Raw genomic sequence first — 17,481 nt, forward strand, 5'->3', positions numbered from 1 at the left:
CGTCCGCTTGATACCGGAGGGGGCGATTATGAGGACCTGGCTGACGACGGCTGCGACCGTGGGCGGACTGCTGATGGCAGGCGGCGCCATGGCCGCCGATACCTGGGTGCGCGCCGAGAGCGACCACTTCGTCGTCTACAGCAATGCCCGCGGTACCGCGGCCGAAGGCTACCTGAAGCGCCTGGAGCAGTACCGTTATGTGCTGGGCGCCATGTACAACATGGCGGATGACACAGCGCCGGAACAGAAGCTCAACGTCTATTTCGTCAACGACTTCGGTGACCTGAGACGCGCTTGGCCGACGATAAAGCCCGAGGTTCTGGGGTTCGTCACGCCCTGCGCCGACGGCATGAACGCCTATGCCCTGTATGACGGCGAGCGGCTCAGCAACGCCAAAGTGACGCAGCAGGAAGAAAACACCAGCCAGACCGTTATCTTCCACGAATACGCCCATCAGTTCATGCACCTGCGGTCGCGGGACGCCTTTCCGCGCTGGTTCATGGAAGGCTTCGCTGAATTCTACGGCACGGCGGTGATCAAGGACGACCAGGCCGTGGTCGGCATGGCCTGGTCCGACCGCGTCTATCAGCTGATGAGCCCCCGCACCTCGCTCGACTACACGGCCATGCTGCGCGACGACTACGAGGTCACGCGCAAGATGGACGATTTCCATGCCAAGTCCTGGCTGCTGACGCACTGGATTCTGTCCGATCCGGCGCGAGTCGAGACTTTCTTCGCCTATGTCGAGGCGCGTAACGCCGGCGAAGACCCGGTCGCGGCGTTTGAAAAGGCTTTCGGCCTGACCATGAAGCAGCTCAAGGGCACGTTGACCAAATATCTGAACGGCAAGGATTTGCGGGCCACACTCTATAAGCTGGACGGCATGCCCCAGCCGGCGGTGACCGTGACCACCCTGCCCGCTTCCGCCGACAAGCTGATCATGTGGGATTCACGGTCGTCGACCTGCACCAATGGCAATTACCAGGACCTGCTGAAGAGCATAACCGACGAGGCCGCGAAATATCCCGGCGACGCCTATGCCCAGGGCGTTAAGGCGCGCGCCGATATCATGCTCGGTGATGAGGCCCTGGCGCTGGACTACTACACCGCCTACACGACGGCGCATCCGGACGATGGCGCAGGTTTCCACTGGCTGGGCAAGACTCTGTTGTTCATGGCGCACCATGACAAGCTGGCCCCCGGCGAAACGAAGGAGAGCCAGATTAAGAAGGCGCGCACAGCCTTCATGAAGGCCTACAAGCTGGCGCCGACCGATCCGGTCAACCTGTTCTACTTTTCGCAAACCGCCGCGCCGGGGCCCGGCTATCCGGATGACAATTCGCTGAACGCCGCCGTCGAGGCGCATCAACTGTCCCCCGGCATCAGCACCTATGCCCGCAACGCCGCCGTCATGTTGCTGAACAAGGGGCGGCTGGAGGAGGCCGCCGACATGCTGGTGCCGATCGCCAACGACCCGCATGGCGGTAGTTCGGCGGAGAGCGCCCGAACTATCATCAAGGCTATCAAGGGCGGTGCGACGCGCGACGAAGCTCTGGCCTTGCTCAAGGCCGAGGACGCGCCGGCAACGGACGGCAACTGACGCCAGATGGCCGGTGGAGCGCCGGTGACGGAAACACCCGCGGGCCAAATCCCCCACCGTCTCATTTGCTTCCAGCAAATGATCCACCTCCCCGTATAACGGGGAGGGATAAGTTATTGGCAAACTTAAACTTTCAAATTTTTGGCTGGGCCTAAAGAAAAACCCCGGAAGCGAACTTCCGGGGTTTTCCAATGGCACGGACCGTTTTTGTCGTGATGGCTGGGCGAAAATGCCTGGCTTTCGAGTAACGGAGCGGAGCGTACTTGAGTACGTGAGCACCGTAACGCAGAAAGACGGGCATTTGCAGCCTGCCAGCGCGTCAAAAACCTTACGACGAGTAGTATTCGACGATGAGGTGCGGTTCCATCTTGACCGGGTACGGCACTTCGGCCAGTTCCGGCAGACGGATCAGGCGCGCCTTCTGGCCCTTGGCGTCCAGTTCGATATAGTCCGGCACGTCGCGTTCCGGCGACTGCAGGGCTTCCAGAACCAGGGCCATGTTGCGCGAACGCTCACGGACCTCGACGACGTCTTCCGGCTTGACGCGGTACGACGGAATGTTGACGCGCTTGCCGTTGACCAGGACGTGGCCGTGGTTGACGAACTGACGCGCCGCCCAGACGGTCGGCACGAACTTGGCGCGGTAGACCAGGGCGTCCAGACGGGTTTCCAGCAGGGCGATCAGGTTCTCGGAGGTGTTGCCCTTGCGGCGCGACGCCTCTTCGTAGGTGCGCAGGAACTGCTTTTCGGTGATGTTACCGTAGTAACCCTTCAGCTTCTGCTTGGCACGCAGCTGGATACCGAAATCGGAAATCTTCTGCTTGCGGCGCTGGCCGTGCTGGCCGGGGCCGTAGGAGCGCTTGTTGACGGGGGACTTGGGACGGCCCCACAGGTTTTCACCCATGACGCGGTCGAGCTTGTACTTGGCGCTGTGGCGCTTCGACATAGTCTAACCTTATTATAACCCCGGCTGGCGTCCGCCCGAATGCGAACGCGATTGCAACGGCAGCGTGGGATTAAACCGTAATGAAGGGCGCGGACTTACAGGGCAAACCGGGGAAAGTCAAGCCGCAGACCTGGGCCGAATAGCGCAAATTGTTAAGGCGACTATGTTAATCAGGCAAAACGACCCTGTAGAAAGTACGCGTCATGACGATCAAAGCCAAGATCCTTTGCCTGGTGGCGGCCTTTGCCCTGCTGGCGGTGATCATCACCGCCCTCAGCCTGAAGACGATGAGCGACTATAACCGCATCATCGCCGACTATCGCCATAACGCCGAAAACGCCTTCCGCGGTGAACGCCTGAACCGGATGGTGGCCACAATCGTCATTGAGATCCGCGGCGTCTATCTGGCGAATTCGCGCGAGGAAGAACTGGTCCAGGCCGACCGCTTGGACAAGCGCGTGGGTGAGTTGGACGCCTTCCTGAACGCGTGGCCGGTTGCCGGCGGCGAGCTGCCGGAACTGACGCAGGTGCGCGATAAAAGCCAGTTCCTCGTCAAGGGCGGATATTGGGTGGCGAAGATGACGCGCGAGCGTGGCCGCGCCGTGGCCCAAGGCATGGCAGACAAGCCCGAATATCGCGCCGAACGCGAGGCGCTGCAGGTCCGGATCGACACCATGGTGTCCGGGCTGGATGCGAAACTGGCCACCAGCCAGGCCGAGTTGAAGCGGTTCGAGGAGAAGCGCCAGTTTCAGTTCCTGATGACGGCAGCGTCCGGCATTCTGATTCTGCTGGGTGGGTCTCTGTGGATCGCGATCGACTCGATCGCCGCGCCGCTGGCCCGGGTGCGCGAGTCGATGGTGCGCATTTCCGAGGGCGCCTACGACACCGAAATTCCGGACGCATCGCGTGGCGAGATCGGCGAACTGTGGACGGCGCTGGGCATCCTCAAGGATCGCGCCGCCGAGGCCGAAAAACTGTCACGCCAACGGCTTGAGGAAGAGCATCGCTTACGCGAACTGGTGCTGGATTAGGGCGTTCCGGCCGCCACTTCAATCCTGACCGATTGCACTGGCGCATTGGCGAGCTGGATCGTGTAGATCCCCGGCGTTAGCGGAAACACCACCTTTTTGCGCAGGGATGTGCAGGCTGGACCGTGGCCGTGGCTGGTCGACTCGACCACCTGGCCGTCGCGGACAACATCGACCCAGGCGCGGCTGTCCAGCGCGATGCTGTAGTCGCCCGCAGCCTTGACCGTCAGCATCAGAAGCCCACCGAAACTGCCGGATACGACCTCCTTGGGCGCGGGGTCGTACAAGGTTTCCGCCGCCGGCGACAGTTGCACCTGATAGGCGGTGCCGATCTCGATCTGTGGCTGGTCAGCGGGCCTGGCGGCGGCGGTGACCGCCGAAGGGGCGGTCCAGGACTGCCATGCCGCCGGAAGCTTGCTGTCGTCGTTCTGGGTGCAGGCCTCGTCGGCAAAGGCGGCGGGCGCGGCTATCAGCAGGGCCAGAGCAATAAGTGCGGTCTTCATCATTCAGTTCCTCTCCCTAGCGCCTTACATTATGGAACAGGACCTTGTCGATTCTGCGTTCGTCCATATCGACCACCTCGATCTTGAAGCCGGCGATATGCACCACCTCCCCTTCCACCGGGAATCGGCCCAACTCGTTCAGGATCAGGCCGGCGATGGTGTGGTAGTCAGCGCCGGCTTCAAATTCTTCTCCCAGCGCATCCGACAGGTCGACCAGGTTGGCGCGGCCGTCGACCAGAAAGGAACCGTCGTCGCGGCGGATGATCTTCAGCGTCTCATCGTCATGACTTTCGTCGAAGTCGCCGGCCATCATTTCCAGCAGGTCGGTCGGGGTGATCAGGCCTTCGAAGCCACCATACTCATTGACCACGAACGCGACGTGCAAGGTCGATTGCTTGAACCTGTCCAGGGCCCGCAGCAGCGACGTCGTCACAGGCAGGAAGATCGGTTCCTGGACCATGGCGCGCAGATCCAAAGTGCCTCCGGCCAGCAAGGTATCGGCAATATCGCGCTTGTGCACCACACCGATGGGAGTCTCCATGTCCTGGCCTTCAACGACCACAAAGCGTGAATAAGGACACGCTCGAATGGCGGTACGAATCCCCGCCTCGTCATCATCCAGAGACACGCGATAAACTTCGGTGCGCGTCGTCATGGCCACCCGCACGGGACGGTCGCCGAGGCGCATCACCTCGGTCATGATGGCCGCCTCGCCCGGCTCGATCAGCCCGGCGCCCATGCCCTCGGCCAGGGTGGTTTCCACCTCTTCCTGGGTGATGGCTTCGCCCTTGCTATCACGGATGCCCATCAGGTGCAGGGCCAGCGAAGTCGAAGCGGTCAGAAGGGTCACGAACGGCCCCATGATCATCGCCATCAGATTCAACGGCCGCGACACGGCGCCGGCGATGGTTTCCGGAAACAGCATGGCCAGACGCTTGGGCAGCAGCTCTCCGACGATCAGCGACAGATAGGTCAGCAGGACCACCACAATGCCGGTGGCAATGGCGTTGGAATAGGGCGCCAAGCCGGGCACACCTTCCAGAATCTTATCCAGCTCGCCGGCGATGGTCGCCTGGCCGTAGGCGCCGGCCAGGATGCCGATCAGGGTGATGCCGACCTGGACTGCCGACAGGAAGCGGTTCGGATCGTCCGCCAGCCGCAGCGCCGCCGCCGCTCCCTTGTTGCCGCGGTCGGCGCGGCTCTGGAGCTTGGCACGGCGCGATGACACCACGGCCAGTTCGGACATGGAAAACAGGCCGTTCAGGACCACCAGAAGGAGGACGACGGCACAGGCAAAGAGCAGCATTGCGGGGAGATCCGGGACGAGGCCTGACGCGGCCCCGCCGGAAAGGTAAAGGGTTCCGTTCGCAGCCGCAATACAGGCTACGGTCCGAACCCTGACAACTGCGTGATTATTTCAGCCGTTGCGCGTGGAAGGCGATGTGGTCGTCGATAAAGCTCTGGATGAAATAATAGCTGTGGTCGTAGCCGTCGTGATAGCGCACCGTGACCTTCTGGCCGGCCGCGGCGGCAGCCTGCTCCAGGAGTTCGGTCTTGAGCTGGCCTTCGAGGAACGGGTCATGAAGACCCTGGTCGATCAGGATGTCGTCGAACGCCTTGCCCATGCCCTTGGCCAGCAGAACCGAGGCGTCGTAACGCTCCCACGCCGAGCGGTCGTGGCCGAGATAGTTGCTCAGGCCCTTTTCGCCCCACGGCGCGTGCATGGCCGACGAGATGGGTGAAAAGGCCGAGACCGAGCGGTACAGGTGGGCGTGGTTCATGGCCAGGGTCAGGGCGCCATGCCCCCCCATGGAGTGGCCGAAGATGCCGCGTTTGCCCGGTGCGGCCGGAAAGTTGGCCTCGATCGCCTCGATCAGGTCACGCGTGACGTAGGTTTCCATCTGGTAGTGGGCCTTCCACGGCGATTGCAGCGCATCGACATAGAAGCCGGCACCCTGGCCCAGATCGCTGGCCGGGTCGTTGGCGACGCCCTCGCCGCGCGGCGAGGTGTCGGGCGCCACGATGATCAGGCCCAGTTCGGAGGCCTTGCGGTAGGCGCCGGCCTTTTCGGTGAAGTTGTTGGCGGTGCAGGTCAGGCCCGACAGCCAGTACAGGGCCGGAAAGGGTGCATCGGTGCGCGCTTCCGCGACGTCGGGCACGAAGACCGTGGCCGACATCGGGGTAGAGGTGGCGGCGCTGTCGTGCCGAATGAAATAAAGAATGCCGTCGTAAAGACGATGCTGCGAAATAAAGTCCACTGAATACATGCCTCAGATCCGTGTCAGTTGACGTTCACGTAAGCGCCAACTGTAACACCCGGAGTGATAGAAATCGGACGCCTAATTCAGCGGCCGGATGGTAAATTTCGGTAAGTGGGAGGGGACGCCTGCCGTGTTACACGGTTTTCAATAAGTTTCAGAGCTGCGCAAGATCGAAAAGCATCTTTCGCCTATCCATCATATTGAAGTGCATCTTCGACATCTGAAACGAACTTGTCATACATCACCTTGAACGTGTCGTGTAACATGCCGGGCTGACAAAAAAATACCTGCTCACGACCGTTAAACAGCACTTGAAAAGAGGGTGTTCCGTCCATGTTCAGGGGGTTAATTATCTGGATTTGGCCAGGATTAATACGAAAAGTACCGAAGGAAACTAACTTCATTGACGGATTCCTTGAGTTGTAAATTCGGTGCTAGCATCATGGTCTAGCTTGAAGCGCTTCCGCCTGCCCCGTTTACGGGGAAGGTGGATCATTGCGAAGCAATGAGACGGAAGGGGCATTCCACTGGCTGCAACACCCCTCCCACCGCTTCGCGGTCCCCCCTCCCCGTAAACGGGGCGGGAGAAGAAAGTTAAATCGCTCCGATCTGCTTGGATTTTTCTGCGTTGCCCTCATTATTTCCGCCTAGTGATACTTAGAACACCACCACGGAACGGATGCTTTCGCCGGCATGCATCAGGTCAAAGGCTTCGTTGATGCGCTCCAGCGGGAAGGTGTGGGTGATCATCGGGTCGATCTCGATCTTGCCGTCCATGTACCAATCGACGATCTTCGGCACATCGGTGCGGCCGCGCGCGCCGCCGAAGGCCGAGCCTTTCCAGACGCGGCCGGTGACCAATTGGAACGGACGGGTACGGATTTCGGCGCCTGACGGCGCCACGCCGATGATGATGCTTTCGCCCCAACCGCGGTGGCAGGCTTCCAAGGCCGTGCGCATGACATCGACATTGCCGGTGCAGTCGAAGGTGTAGTCGGCGCCGCCGCCCGTCAGTTCGACCAGGTGCGCCACCAGATCGCCGGAGATTTTGGTGGGGTTGACGAAGTGGGTCATGCCGAAGCGTTTGCCCCATTCGGCCTTGGAGTCGTTGATATCGACACCGACGATGCGGTCGGCGCCCACCATCTTCAGCCCCTGGATGACGTTCAGCCCAATGCCGCCCAGGCCGAAGACCACGGCATTGGCGCCGGGTTCGACGCCGGCCGTATTGACCACGGCGCCGACACCGGTGGTGACGCCGCAGCCGATATAGCAGGCCTTGTCGAACGGCGCGTCGTCACGGATCTTGGCGAGCGCGATTTCCGGCAGGACGGTGTGGTTGGCGAAGGTCGAGCAGCCCATATAGTGATGGATGGCCTGGCCCTTATAGGAAAAGCGCGAGCTGCCGTCCGGCATCAGCCCCTTGCCCTGGGTGGCGCGGATGGCGGTGCACAGGTTGGTCTTACGTGACAGGCACGACTTACACTGGCGGCATTCCGGCGTGTAAAGCGGGATGACATGGTCGCCGGGCTTCAGGCTGGTGACGCCCGCGCCGACCTCGACCACGACGCCGGCGCCTTCATGGCCCAGGATCGAGGGGAACAGCCCCTCCGAATCGAAACCGTCCAGGGTGTAGGCGTCGGTATGGCAGATTCCGGTCGCCTTCATTTCGACCAGGACCTCGCCGGCGCGCGGCCCTTCAAGATCGACCTCGACGATTTCGAGCGGCTTTTTGGCCTCAAACGCAACAGCGGCGCGGGTTTTCATGGGCAGATCTCCGGGTTGTTCGCCTTTCTGGCGCTTTTCGCCGGGCGCCGCAACCGGAAAACTTGCGGAATTTGGCCAGGGTTGTCTGAGAAAACCTTGCGTTAACCGTGTGTTGGTAAACCTTGGCGATTACGTTTCCTCTGCCGCAACCCCATCAAGTAAAGGCGTACCTTATGACCATCAAGGCCCGCATCCTGGCGCTCGTCGCCTGTTTCGCCATCATGGCGTCCCTGATCACCGGGCTGGGCCTGGTGACCATCACCGATTATAACCAGATGCTGATGAAGACCGACCGGGCGCACGAAGACGCCTATCGCGGTGAGCATCTGAATCGTCTGGTGACGGCCGCCGTGATGGAATCACGCGGTGTGTACATGTCCAAGGACCTGACCGAATCGGCCAAGTATGCCGACAATGTCGACACGCAGCTCGACAAGATCGATGCGCTGCTGAAATCGTGGAAGGCCGACATCAAGCCGGGCGATCTTCCCGAATTCACCGAAGTGGAAACCCAGGCCGGCGAATTCCTCACCCTGCGCCGCGAACTGGCCCGCCTGGGCCGCGAACAGTCGCCCGAAGCCGCCAGCGCGCTGGGCAATAACGACGCCAACCGCGCCAACCGCAAGGCCTTCCAAGCCGGCATCGACGCCATGGTCAAGCATATCCAGTCCAACCTGGAAGCCTCCAGGGCCGACATGGCCAAGTACAAGCACGACCGCATCTGGCAGTTCCTGGTGGTCGCGGCCGCCGGTGTCATCGTCCTGATCGCGGGATCGTTGTGGCTGGCCGTGCGCTCGATCTCCAGGCCGTTGCAGCACGTCAGCACCAGCGTCATGCGCATCTCGGAAGGGGCCTACGACACCGACATTCCCGATGCCCGTGGCAAGGACGAGGTTTCGTCGCTGTGGCGCTCCATCCGCACCCTGCGCGACCGCGCGGCCGAAGCCGAATCCCTCAAGGCCCAGCAGGCCGAGGAGGAAAGCCGCATCGCCGCCAACATGGCCGCCGAACGCAACCGCATCGCCACCGAGTTCGAACAGAATATGGGCGACCTGGCCAAGCGGTTCGCTTCGGGATCGCGCACTGTGGCCGATGCCGCCCGCGGCCTGACCCACAATGCCGACGACGCCTCCCACCGCGCCCAGTCGGTCAGCCATGCCGCCATCGACGCCGCCAACAACGTCCAGAGCGTCGCCGCCGCCACGGAGGAACTGTCGGCCAGCGTCAACGAGATCAACCAGCAGGTCACGCGCACCTCGCAGGTGACGCAACACGCGGTCACCGAAGCCCAACGCTCCGAAGCCGCCATCGCCACCCTGTCGGCCGCCGCCGGCCAGATCGGCGAGGTCATCAACCTTATCCAGGCGATCGCCGCCCAGACCAACCTGCTGGCGCTCAACGCCACGATCGAATCGGCCCGCGCCGGCGAGGCCGGCAAGGGCTTTGCCGTCGTCGCCTCCGAGGTCAAGCAACTGGCCCAGCAGACCGCCCGCGCCACCGACGATATCCGCGCCAAGATCGGTGAGATCCAGACGGCCACGGCGACGACGGTCGGCTCGATCGGCGCCATCGTGAAGACGATCGAGCAGATCGGCGAACTGACTACGGCCATTGCGGCTTCGGTCGAGCAGCAGGGCGCGGCGACCAACGAGATCGCCAACAACACCAATCTGGCGGCCACCGGCACGCGCGACGTCACCGGCCATATCACCGGCGTCGGCAAGGCCGCCGAAGCCACCGGTCAGGCGGCGCAGTCGCTGCTGTCGCTGTCGAACGACCTGGAACGCCGGTCGGAAGACATGCAGGCAGAAGTGTTCGACTTCGTCAGCCGCCTGCGTTCGGCCTAAGTCACGGCTTTAAAAGCCAAATTTTTGAAGCCGGCGGTTCCGATGGGGCGCCGGCTTTTTCACGCGCCTTGACAAGTTCCCGTTCCTTCGTAAACGATTACAAAAATCATATAAACGAGGAACCGCTATGAAGGACTTCAACCGCCGGACCCTGCTGGGCGGGGCGCTCGCCTCATCGGCCGCTTTGGGCGCGGCAGCCTCTGCCAAGGCAGCCCCTTCCGACACGGTTCGCGTCGGCGTCATCGGCGTCAAGGGCATGGGGTGGTCCAATCTGAAGGCCCACCTGGAAGTTCCCGGCGTCGAGGTCGTCACCCTGTGCGATGTCGATGACAACGTCCTGGCCGCCCGGGCCACCGAATTCCAGACCCTGACCGGCAAGGCGCCGCGCATCGAGCGCGACTACCGCCGGCTGCTGGACGACAAGGATATCGACTCGGTCATCATCGGCACGCCCGATCACTGGCACTGCCTGATGGCGGTCGACGCCTGCTCGGCCGGCAAGGCCGTCTATGTCGAAAAGCCGCTGGGCAATTCGATCGCCGAATGCCAGGCCATGGTCGCCGCCAAGCAGCGCCACAACAGCGTCGTCCAGGTCGGCCAGTGGCAGCGCAGCAACCAGCACTGGGCCGACGCCATCGCCTACGTCCATTCCGGCAAGCTGGGCCGCGTGCGCATGGCCAAGGCCTGGGCCTACCTGCCGTGGGTGAAGACCCTGGCGGTCCAGCCCGACAGCCCGCCACCGGCGGGGGTCAATTACGACATGTGGCTGGGGCCGGCGCGCAAGCGGCCGTTCAATCCCAACCGCTTTCACTTCAATTTCCGTTGGTTCTGGGACTATGCCGGTGGCTTTATGTCCGACTGGGGTGTCCACCTGATGGATATGGCCCTGCTGGGCATGAAGGCGCAGACGCCGGCCTCCGTGATGTCAATCGGGGGCGCCTATGCCTATCCGGGTGCCGCGATGGAAACGCCGGACACCCAGTCTGCCTTGTTCGATTTCGGCGACTTTTCCATCCAGTGGGAGCACAGTACCGGCATCGGTGTCGGCCCCTATTCCGGCCGCGACCATGGCGTCGCCTTTATCGGCGAGTACGGCACGCTGGTGGTTGATCGCGGCCAGTGGATGGTCATACCGGAAATGAAGGATAGCGTGGCACGCACCGAGGCCGTTGCGCCGATCAAAGCCGCCGACAACGGGCTGAACAAGCACGCCGCCAACCTGATCGACTGTATCAAGGATCGTTCGAAAGCCCTGAACTGCGGCATTGAAACGGCGGCCAACACGGCGGTTGTCTGCCAGATGGGCAATATCGCCTATCGCACCGGCGGCAAGGTCCAGTGGGACGCGCAAGCCAACCGCTTCGACGTGGCGGCGGCCAACGCCTTGATGACGCCAACCTATCGTGCGCCGTGGAAACTGCCCAAGGCCTAACTTACAAAAACAGACGAGGAACCGCCATGAAGGACTTCAACCGCCGGACCCTGCTGGGTGGCGCACTCGCCTCCTCTGCCGCTTTGGGCGTAGCCTCGGTCAAAGCGGCCCCGTCCGACACGGTCCGCGTCGGCGTCATCGGCGTCAAGGGCATGGGCTGGGCCAATATGAAGGCCCATCTGGAGGTGCCCGGCGTCGAGGTCGTCACCCTGTGCGACATCGACGATAATGTCCTCGGGCCCCGCGCCAACGAGTTCAAGACGATGACCGGCAAGGCGCCGCGCATCGAGCGCGACTATCGCCGGCTGCTGGACGACAAGGATATCGACTCAGTCATCATCGCCACGCCCGACCACTGGCACTGTCTGATGACGGTAGATGCCTGTTCGGCGGGCAAGGCGATGTATGTCGAAAAGCCGCTGGGCAATTCGATCGCCGAATGCCAAGCCATGGTCGCCGCCAAGCAGCGCCACAACAGCGTCGTCCAGGTCGGCCAATGGCAGCGCAGCAACCAGCACTGGGCCGATGCCATCGCCTTCGTCCATTCCGGCAAGCTGGGACGAGTGCGCATGGCCAAGGCCTGGGCCTACCTGCCCAATGCGCCACTGTTGGCCGCCAAGCCGGACGCCCCTGTGCCGGCCGGGGTCAATTACGACATGTGGCTGGGGCCGGCGCCCAAGCGGCCGTTCAATCCCAATCGGTTCCACTATACGTTCCGCTGGTTCTGGGACTACGGCGGCGGCACCATGACCGACTGGGGCGTCCACCTGATGGACATGGCGATCCTGGGCATGAAGGCCGGGGCGCCCAAGTCGGTGATGTCGGCGGGCGGCATGTACGCCTTCCCGACCTCGGCCGCCGAAACGCCGGATACCCAGACGGCCTTCTTCGATTATGGCGATTTTTCCATCCAATGGGAGCACAGCCTGGCCATCGGCAACGGCAATTACGGCCGCCAGACCGCCGTGGCGTTTATCGGCGAGAACGGCACCCTGGTCGTCGACCGCGGCAACTGGATGGTGGTGCCTGAGAAGTCCGGTGAGACCTTCAAGATGGCCGAGGTACCGATCACGCCGGTGTCCGACAAGGGCTTGAGCAAGCATGCCGCCAACCTGATCGCCTGTATCAAGGACCGGTCGCTGAAGCCGAACTGCACGATCGAAGAGGCGGCGAACACGGCGATCATCTGCCAGATGGGCAATATCGCCCATCGAACCGGCAGCAAGATCACCTGGGACGCAGCCAGGAACAGCTTCGATGTGGCGGAGGCCAATAAGCTGGTGACACCGACCTATCGCGCGCCGTGGAAGCTGCCGTCGAGGGCTTAGCCAGAACAGAATCCCCTCTCCCCGTTCTTTTGCCTGCCGGCGAGGCCGGGGAGAGGTTAGGGTGAGGGGCTCTTTCTGACACTTCCGTCGCGGCTGGGCTTTCAGAAAAGCCCCTCACCCGATCGCGTTCACTTCGCTCCGCTCTCGTCCTCTCCCCGCAGGCGGGGAGAGGTAAAAGATAGGCCGCCTCCCCCTCTTTCCTAAGCCATGAATCCCAGGTTCGAGTTTGAGAAGCGGCCGATGTTCGGCATGATGGTCGCAATCTCGCTGGCCGGGACGCCGAACCACCGCGCCAGGGTCGCCGCATACTGATCCACCGAGGTCGTCGGGATCAGCCGCCCCTGTCCGGCATCCGTATCCGTGTCCAGATCCACCGTCGGCATCTTGCCGACAACCCGCCGGCCGCGCACTGCGCCACCAACTACAAAGTGGTGCGAGCCCCAACCGTGGTCGCTGCCGCGGCCGTTGTGCTGCAAGGCACGCCCGAAGTCCGACGCCGTAAAGGTCGTCACGTTCGAGGCCAGCCCCATCTCCTCCGTCGCCTTGTACAGCGCCGTAATCGCGCCATCCAGCTCGGTCAGGCGCTCGCCCTGCTCCGTCAGCAGATTGTCGTGGAAGTCATAACCGCCGGCGGCAATGAAATAGATCTGGCGGCGCTGACCCAGCTGCTGCTGGATCGAAATCAGCCGCGCCACCATACGCGCCTGGGCGCCGAGATAGTTGTTCGGGAACGGCGTGGTCAGGGTCGGCGCCGCTTCCAGCGCCCGCGACAGCTTCTGTTCCGATTCGACCGCGCGGTTGTAGATGGCTGAAAACCCGCGCGAGATCATATGGCCGTTCTGGCGCAACAGCATCGAACGGATGTTTTCCGTCGCCTGGGGGGCCTGCCATAGCGGCCCCCAGCTGTTGATCGGGTCGATGCGGATGGGGCCCCACGGCGTAATCTGATACTGGATCGTCGAGCTTCCGGCCTGGATCGCGTTGTTGCCGGCGATAGACATGGCGATCGAGATGGCGTTGGGCGAGTTGAAGCCCGGCGCCATCATATCGCCGATCCGTCCCAGCCAACCGGTGCGCGACGCCTTGTCCGGCAGGCCCGACTGCCACTGACCGGTCTGGTCGGAGTGCGAGAACAGCTGGAACGGCAGGGGCCGGCTGTTGCCCTCGTACTGGGCGCGGGTGACAGGATAGGCCAGGGTCCCGACATTGGCGATGATGGCGGCCTTGCCCTGGCCGAACAGGCCGCGAATGCCGCGCAGGTGCGGCGACAGGCCGAGCGCCGGGCCCGTATAGGATACCGGATTGATGGTCAGCAGGTTGTTACGCGGAATGGCCAGGGTCGGCCGCGCCAGCTGGTAGCGGGCATAGGCGTTGACATCGTAGGGAATGACGGTGTTCGACTGGTCGTTGCCGCCATATAGAAACACACAGACCAGGGCCTTATAGTCGTTGGCCGTCTGGGCCGCCGCGCCCCCGGCTGCCGCCAGTTGCGTCAGGAAGGCCGATCCGCCGGCGGCGCCGGCCATCTGCAGCGCCAGGCGCCGGCTGATCCCCTTGTGAATGGCCGGGGCAGCCACGGGCTTATCGTTCGTATCGTCGCTCATGGCCCTACCTCTGCATCTGGAATTGCGGGGAAATCATCGTCATGGCGACGCACAGGGCGACGCGGATGAAGCGGCCGTTCTCGGCATTCAGCGGAAAGTCTTCCACCGCTTCCTGGATCAGGGCCCGCGACTCGCGGTCGAGCTGACGGCCGGTCAGCAGCAGGTTGACCCGGTCGACCAGTCGCGGCGGATCATCGGCCAGGGGCAGTTCCTCGGCATAGCTGGCGGCGATGTGGTTCTCGTCCCAGCCATGGCCGTAGAAGGCCGTCGAAAAGGCGAAATTGGCCCAACCGGTGACCGTGGTTTCGTGGGCGATCTGGAATTCCGGCGCCACCAGGCCGGAATCGGCGATCTCGCCCTGGGGGGCGTAGTCCGGCCGGAACCAGTTGAACACCGACGGCGCCCGCAGCGGGTTCTGGCCGATGCTCCAGACCGTGTCTTCCAGGTTCCAGATGGGATAGATGCCGGTGGCCGACCGGGCGCCGAAGGCGCGCAGCCAGCTGCCGAAGCGGATGATCGGCTCGCGGATCTTGCCGCCGCGGTCGGACATCAGCGAGGTTTCGCTGGTCGCCTCCATATCGGTCAGGATGGCGCGGATCACGGCGCGCATGTCGCCGCGCACGCCTTCGCCGTTGTTGTTGAACTTCTGGGCAACGCGGCTGACATATTCCGGCGACGGGTTGGATGTCACCAGACGCTGGATCAGCTGCTTGCCGATGAACGGCCCGACATTGGGATGGTTGAACAGGGTGTCGAGCGCGATGCGTACCGTGTCGGCGGCGCCGGTATTGGCGGGGATGACCACCTTGCGGATGATGCGCTTTTCACTGACCGAAGCGAACTGCTGGTACGGCCGCATCGGGATATCCCAGCGCACGGTCTCGACCTCGTCGATCGGCCAGCCGTACCAGCGGTTGATACTGTCGTCCGGCCCGCCCCAGCTCCAGCCGGTGAACACTTTGGCCATGCCGGAAATGTCTTTTTGCGTATAGGTCGGGATGTCCTTGCCCAGGGTCGACTTGCGCCGGCTGCCGTCGATATTCAGCTCCCATAGGCCGATGGTGAACAGCTGCATGACCTCGCGGGCGAAGTTCTCGTCGGGGATACGGCCGGTGGCGGCGTCCTCCTTTTCGTTGCGGATGTGCGACAGGTAATGCCCCATGGCCGGGTGCAGGGCGACGCCTTCCAGAAGCTGACGGAAATTGCCGAAACAGCGGTCGGCCAGCATGTCGAGATAGCCGGCCAGGGCGTGGGCATTGCCTTCCAGCGGGCTGTTGACCTCCGACACGACGAAGAGCTCGGTCAGGGTGAAGGCGATGCGCTGACGCAGGGAGTCGGCATCTTCGGCCACCTGCTGCCACAGGCTTTCCAGGAAGGCGTTGACGTACATACGGTCGCAGGTCGAACAGCCCAGCGGCCCGCCACGGGTGACGTAGCCGAAATGGGTGTCGCGGCGCGACGCGATGAACTGCTGGTTCAGCCAGCCATCATAGCCCAGGGACTGGACCGAGCGGATCTCGGCCATGGTCGGGCCGAAGGTGGCGTGGCTGAGGAAGCGGGCGGCCTGGTTTTCGGTCGGGGGCTGGCCCCCGCCGGTAGGACCGCTCAGACCGCCAAGTCCGAAGGCGTTCATGAGGGCATTGCCACCGGAGGCCGAGCCGGCCGCTGTCCCGCCGCCTCCCCCGCCACTGCTGGCGCCGCCGCAGGCCGTCAGAAGCGCGGTTGACGCCGCAAGCCCCAGGCCTGAAAACAGTTTGTCGCGCTTTCGGCGGGTGGATTTGGCTTCGGGCGCAGGCGCCGTTTCGGCCTCGCCCGTCGTGATGACTTCCGGATGTTCGTCGGCCATGGTGTCCCCGCAGATTTCAACCCGCCGGGAGCTTGCCCAGCCTGAGTCTGACAGCGGGTTAACATCTATGCTCAATAAATTCTGAAGACAGTCACGACCGTGTGATAACGCCGTTCGAACAATTGCGAAAAAATTTCGAACCGGATGTAGGATGGCGCTCCGGCCGTTCGTCATGTTGACAGAGCCGGCCGGAATGACATGGTGTCGCCGGCCAAATCAAAACGGAGAGAGCAAGATGAAAGTCATGGTGATTGTCAAGGCAACGGCGGATTCCGAAGCCGGCATCATGCCCACCACCGAACTGCTGACGGCGATGGGAGCCTATAACGAAGAGCTGGTCAATGCCGGCATCATGCTGGCCGGCGAAGGGCTGAAGCCGTCGAAGGAAGGCGCCCGGGTCCTGTTTTCGGGTGACAAGCGGATCGTCAGCGACGGCCCGTTCACCGAGACCAAGGAACTGATCGCCGGCTTCTGGCTGTGGCAGGTCAAGGACCTGGACGAGGCCATTGCCTGGGTCAGGCGCTGCCCCAATCCGATGCTGACCGACAGCGAGATCGAAATCCGCCCCATCTTCGACTCTGCTGACTTCGCCGAACAGGATCCGACAGGCGAAATCCTGGCCAAGGAAGCCGAACTGCGCGAGCGCCTGGGTACGAACTGATGGCCACGCCCACCATCACCGCCTTCGAACGGTCGCCTGATCGCGGCCGGGGCCTGGCGCGCGACATGCGCGTGCGCTGGGCCCTGGAAGAGGTCGGCCAGCCCTATGAGGTGCGTCTGGTTTCGTTCAAGGCGATGAAAGAACCGGCGCACATGGCGCTGAATCCGTTCGGTCAGATACCGACCTATGAGGATGGCGACCTGGCCTTGTTCGAGACCGGCGCGATCATCTTTCATATCGCGCAAACGCACCCCGGCCTGTTGCCGGACGACGCGAAGGCCCGCGCGCGCGCCGTCACCTGGATGTTCGCCGCGCTGAACACCATGGAGCTACCGATCCTGGAGCGGACCTACGCCCCGTTCACCGACGGCGACAAGCCCTGGTACGCCGAGCGCCTGCCCGGACTCGACGAGCGCGTCCGCGTACGGTTGAAGCAACTGTCGGCACATCTCGGTGACAGTGATTGGCTGGACGGTGGCTTCAGCGCCGCCGACCTGCTGATGGTCACCATACTGCGCCGTCTGGAAAGCACGGGGCTACTGGACGAATTTCCCAACCTCGTCGCCTATATTGCCCGTGGAGTCGCCCGAGCGGCCTATCAGCGCGCTTTCGCGGCACAGTACGCCGTGTTCGAAGCCGCATCGGCGGGGTGACGGCA

15 protein-coding genes are annotated in these 17,481 nt (G+C 63.0%); 7 read left to right on the top strand and 8 right to left on the bottom strand.

Features of this window, described 5'->3' with window-relative positions; translation table 11 throughout:
• The first annotated feature begins 28 nt into the window (after positions 1-28).
• A complete protein-coding gene (locus ABAC460_RS40850) occupies positions 29-1,600 on the top strand; it encodes a DUF1570 domain-containing protein (protein ID WP_023454574.1) in 1,572 nt (523 codons plus the stop codon).
• A gap of 328 nt (positions 1,601-1,928) precedes the next feature.
• Here the strand turns inward: ABAC460_RS40850 and rpsD are convergent, their stop codons facing one another.
• Positions 1,929-2,546, bottom strand: coding sequence for a 30S ribosomal protein S4 (rpsD, locus tag ABAC460_RS40855; RefSeq protein ID WP_023454575.1), 618 nt, complete (start codon positions 2,544-2,546; stop codon positions 1,929-1,931).
• Positions 2,547-2,749: 203 nt separating this feature from the next.
• Between rpsD and ABAC460_RS40860 the strand changes: the two genes are divergently transcribed.
• Entirely contained in the window at positions 2,750-3,577 is an 828-nt protein-coding gene (locus tag ABAC460_RS40860; protein ID WP_023454576.1) for a HAMP domain-containing protein, read from the top strand.
• Here ABAC460_RS40860 and ABAC460_RS40865 read toward each other — a convergent pair.
• The 5 genes from ABAC460_RS40865 to ABAC460_RS40885 form a co-directional block, all read right to left on the bottom strand.
• On the bottom strand, positions 3,574-4,077 hold the full coding sequence (locus ABAC460_RS40865; RefSeq protein WP_023454577.1) for a hypothetical protein: 504 nt from the start codon (positions 4,075-4,077) through the stop codon (positions 3,574-3,576). The two genes, ABAC460_RS40860 and ABAC460_RS40865, sit on opposite strands and share 4 nt — an antisense overlap.
• A gap of 16 nt (positions 4,078-4,093) precedes the next feature.
• Entirely contained in the window at positions 4,094-5,383 is a 1,290-nt protein-coding gene (locus ABAC460_RS40870) for a hemolysin family protein (protein ID WP_023454578.1), read from the bottom strand.
• A 106-nt stretch (positions 5,384-5,489) separates the two neighbouring features.
• Positions 5,490-6,344, bottom strand: coding sequence for an S-formylglutathione hydrolase (gene fghA / locus ABAC460_RS40875; RefSeq protein ID WP_023454579.1), 855 nt, complete (start codon positions 6,342-6,344; stop codon positions 5,490-5,492).
• Between the two features lie 182 nt (positions 6,345-6,526).
• Positions 6,527-6,742, bottom strand: a complete 216-nt coding sequence (locus ABAC460_RS40880) for a hypothetical protein (protein WP_023454580.1) — start codon at positions 6,740-6,742, stop codon at positions 6,527-6,529.
• Positions 6,743-6,995: 253 nt separating this feature from the next.
• A complete protein-coding gene (locus tag ABAC460_RS40885) occupies positions 6,996-8,105 on the bottom strand; it encodes an S-(hydroxymethyl)glutathione dehydrogenase/class III alcohol dehydrogenase (protein ID WP_023454581.1) in 1,110 nt (369 codons plus the stop codon).
• Positions 8,106-8,278: 173 nt separating this feature from the next.
• On the opposite strand from ABAC460_RS40885, the gene ABAC460_RS40890 reads away from it, so the two are divergent.
• The 3 genes from ABAC460_RS40890 to ABAC460_RS40900 all read left to right on the top strand — a co-directional run bounded on the left by ABAC460_RS40890 (position 8,279) and on the right by ABAC460_RS40900 (position 12,712).
• Positions 8,279-9,952, top strand: a complete 1,674-nt coding sequence (locus tag ABAC460_RS40890; RefSeq protein WP_023454582.1) for a methyl-accepting chemotaxis protein — start codon at positions 8,279-8,281, stop codon at positions 9,950-9,952.
• Positions 9,953-10,079: 127 nt separating this feature from the next.
• The gene (locus ABAC460_RS40895; RefSeq protein ID WP_023454583.1) at positions 10,080-11,384 is read left to right on the top strand and encodes a Gfo/Idh/MocA family protein; all 1,305 of its coding nucleotides are present in this window, start codon (positions 10,080-10,082) and stop codon (positions 11,382-11,384) included.
• 26 nt (positions 11,385-11,410) lie between these two features.
• Entirely contained in the window at positions 11,411-12,712 is a 1,302-nt protein-coding gene (locus tag ABAC460_RS40900) for a Gfo/Idh/MocA family protein (protein WP_023454584.1), read from the top strand.
• 200 nt (positions 12,713-12,912) lie between these two features.
• Here ABAC460_RS40900 and ABAC460_RS40905 read toward each other — a convergent pair whose 3' ends face one another.
• Positions 12,913-14,316, bottom strand: a complete 1,404-nt coding sequence (locus ABAC460_RS40905) for a DUF1501 domain-containing protein (protein WP_023454585.1) — start codon at positions 14,314-14,316, stop codon at positions 12,913-12,915.
• A gap of 4 nt (positions 14,317-14,320) precedes the next feature.
• A complete protein-coding gene (locus ABAC460_RS40910; protein ID WP_023454586.1) occupies positions 14,321-16,162 on the bottom strand; it encodes a DUF1800 domain-containing protein in 1,842 nt (613 codons plus the stop codon).
• A 235-nt stretch (positions 16,163-16,397) separates the two neighbouring features.
• Here ABAC460_RS40910 and ABAC460_RS40915 point away from each other — a divergent pair, with 235 nt between their 5' ends.
• Together ABAC460_RS40915 and ABAC460_RS40920 are read left to right on the top strand one after the other, a co-directional pair.
• The gene (locus tag ABAC460_RS40915) at positions 16,398-16,823 is read left to right on the top strand and encodes a YciI family protein (protein ID WP_023454587.1); all 426 of its coding nucleotides are present in this window, start codon (positions 16,398-16,400) and stop codon (positions 16,821-16,823) included.
• The gene (locus ABAC460_RS40920) at positions 16,823-17,476 is read left to right on the top strand and encodes a glutathione S-transferase family protein (protein WP_023454588.1); all 654 of its coding nucleotides are present in this window, start codon (positions 16,823-16,825) and stop codon (positions 17,474-17,476) included. Before ABAC460_RS40915 ends, ABAC460_RS40920 begins: the two co-directional genes overlap by 1 nt.
• The last annotated feature ends 5 nt before the right edge of the window (positions 17,477-17,481 follow it).

It is taken from the genome of Asticcacaulis sp. AC460, from assembly GCF_000495795.1.
GTDB lineage: Bacteria > Pseudomonadota > Alphaproteobacteria > Caulobacterales > Caulobacteraceae > Asticcacaulis.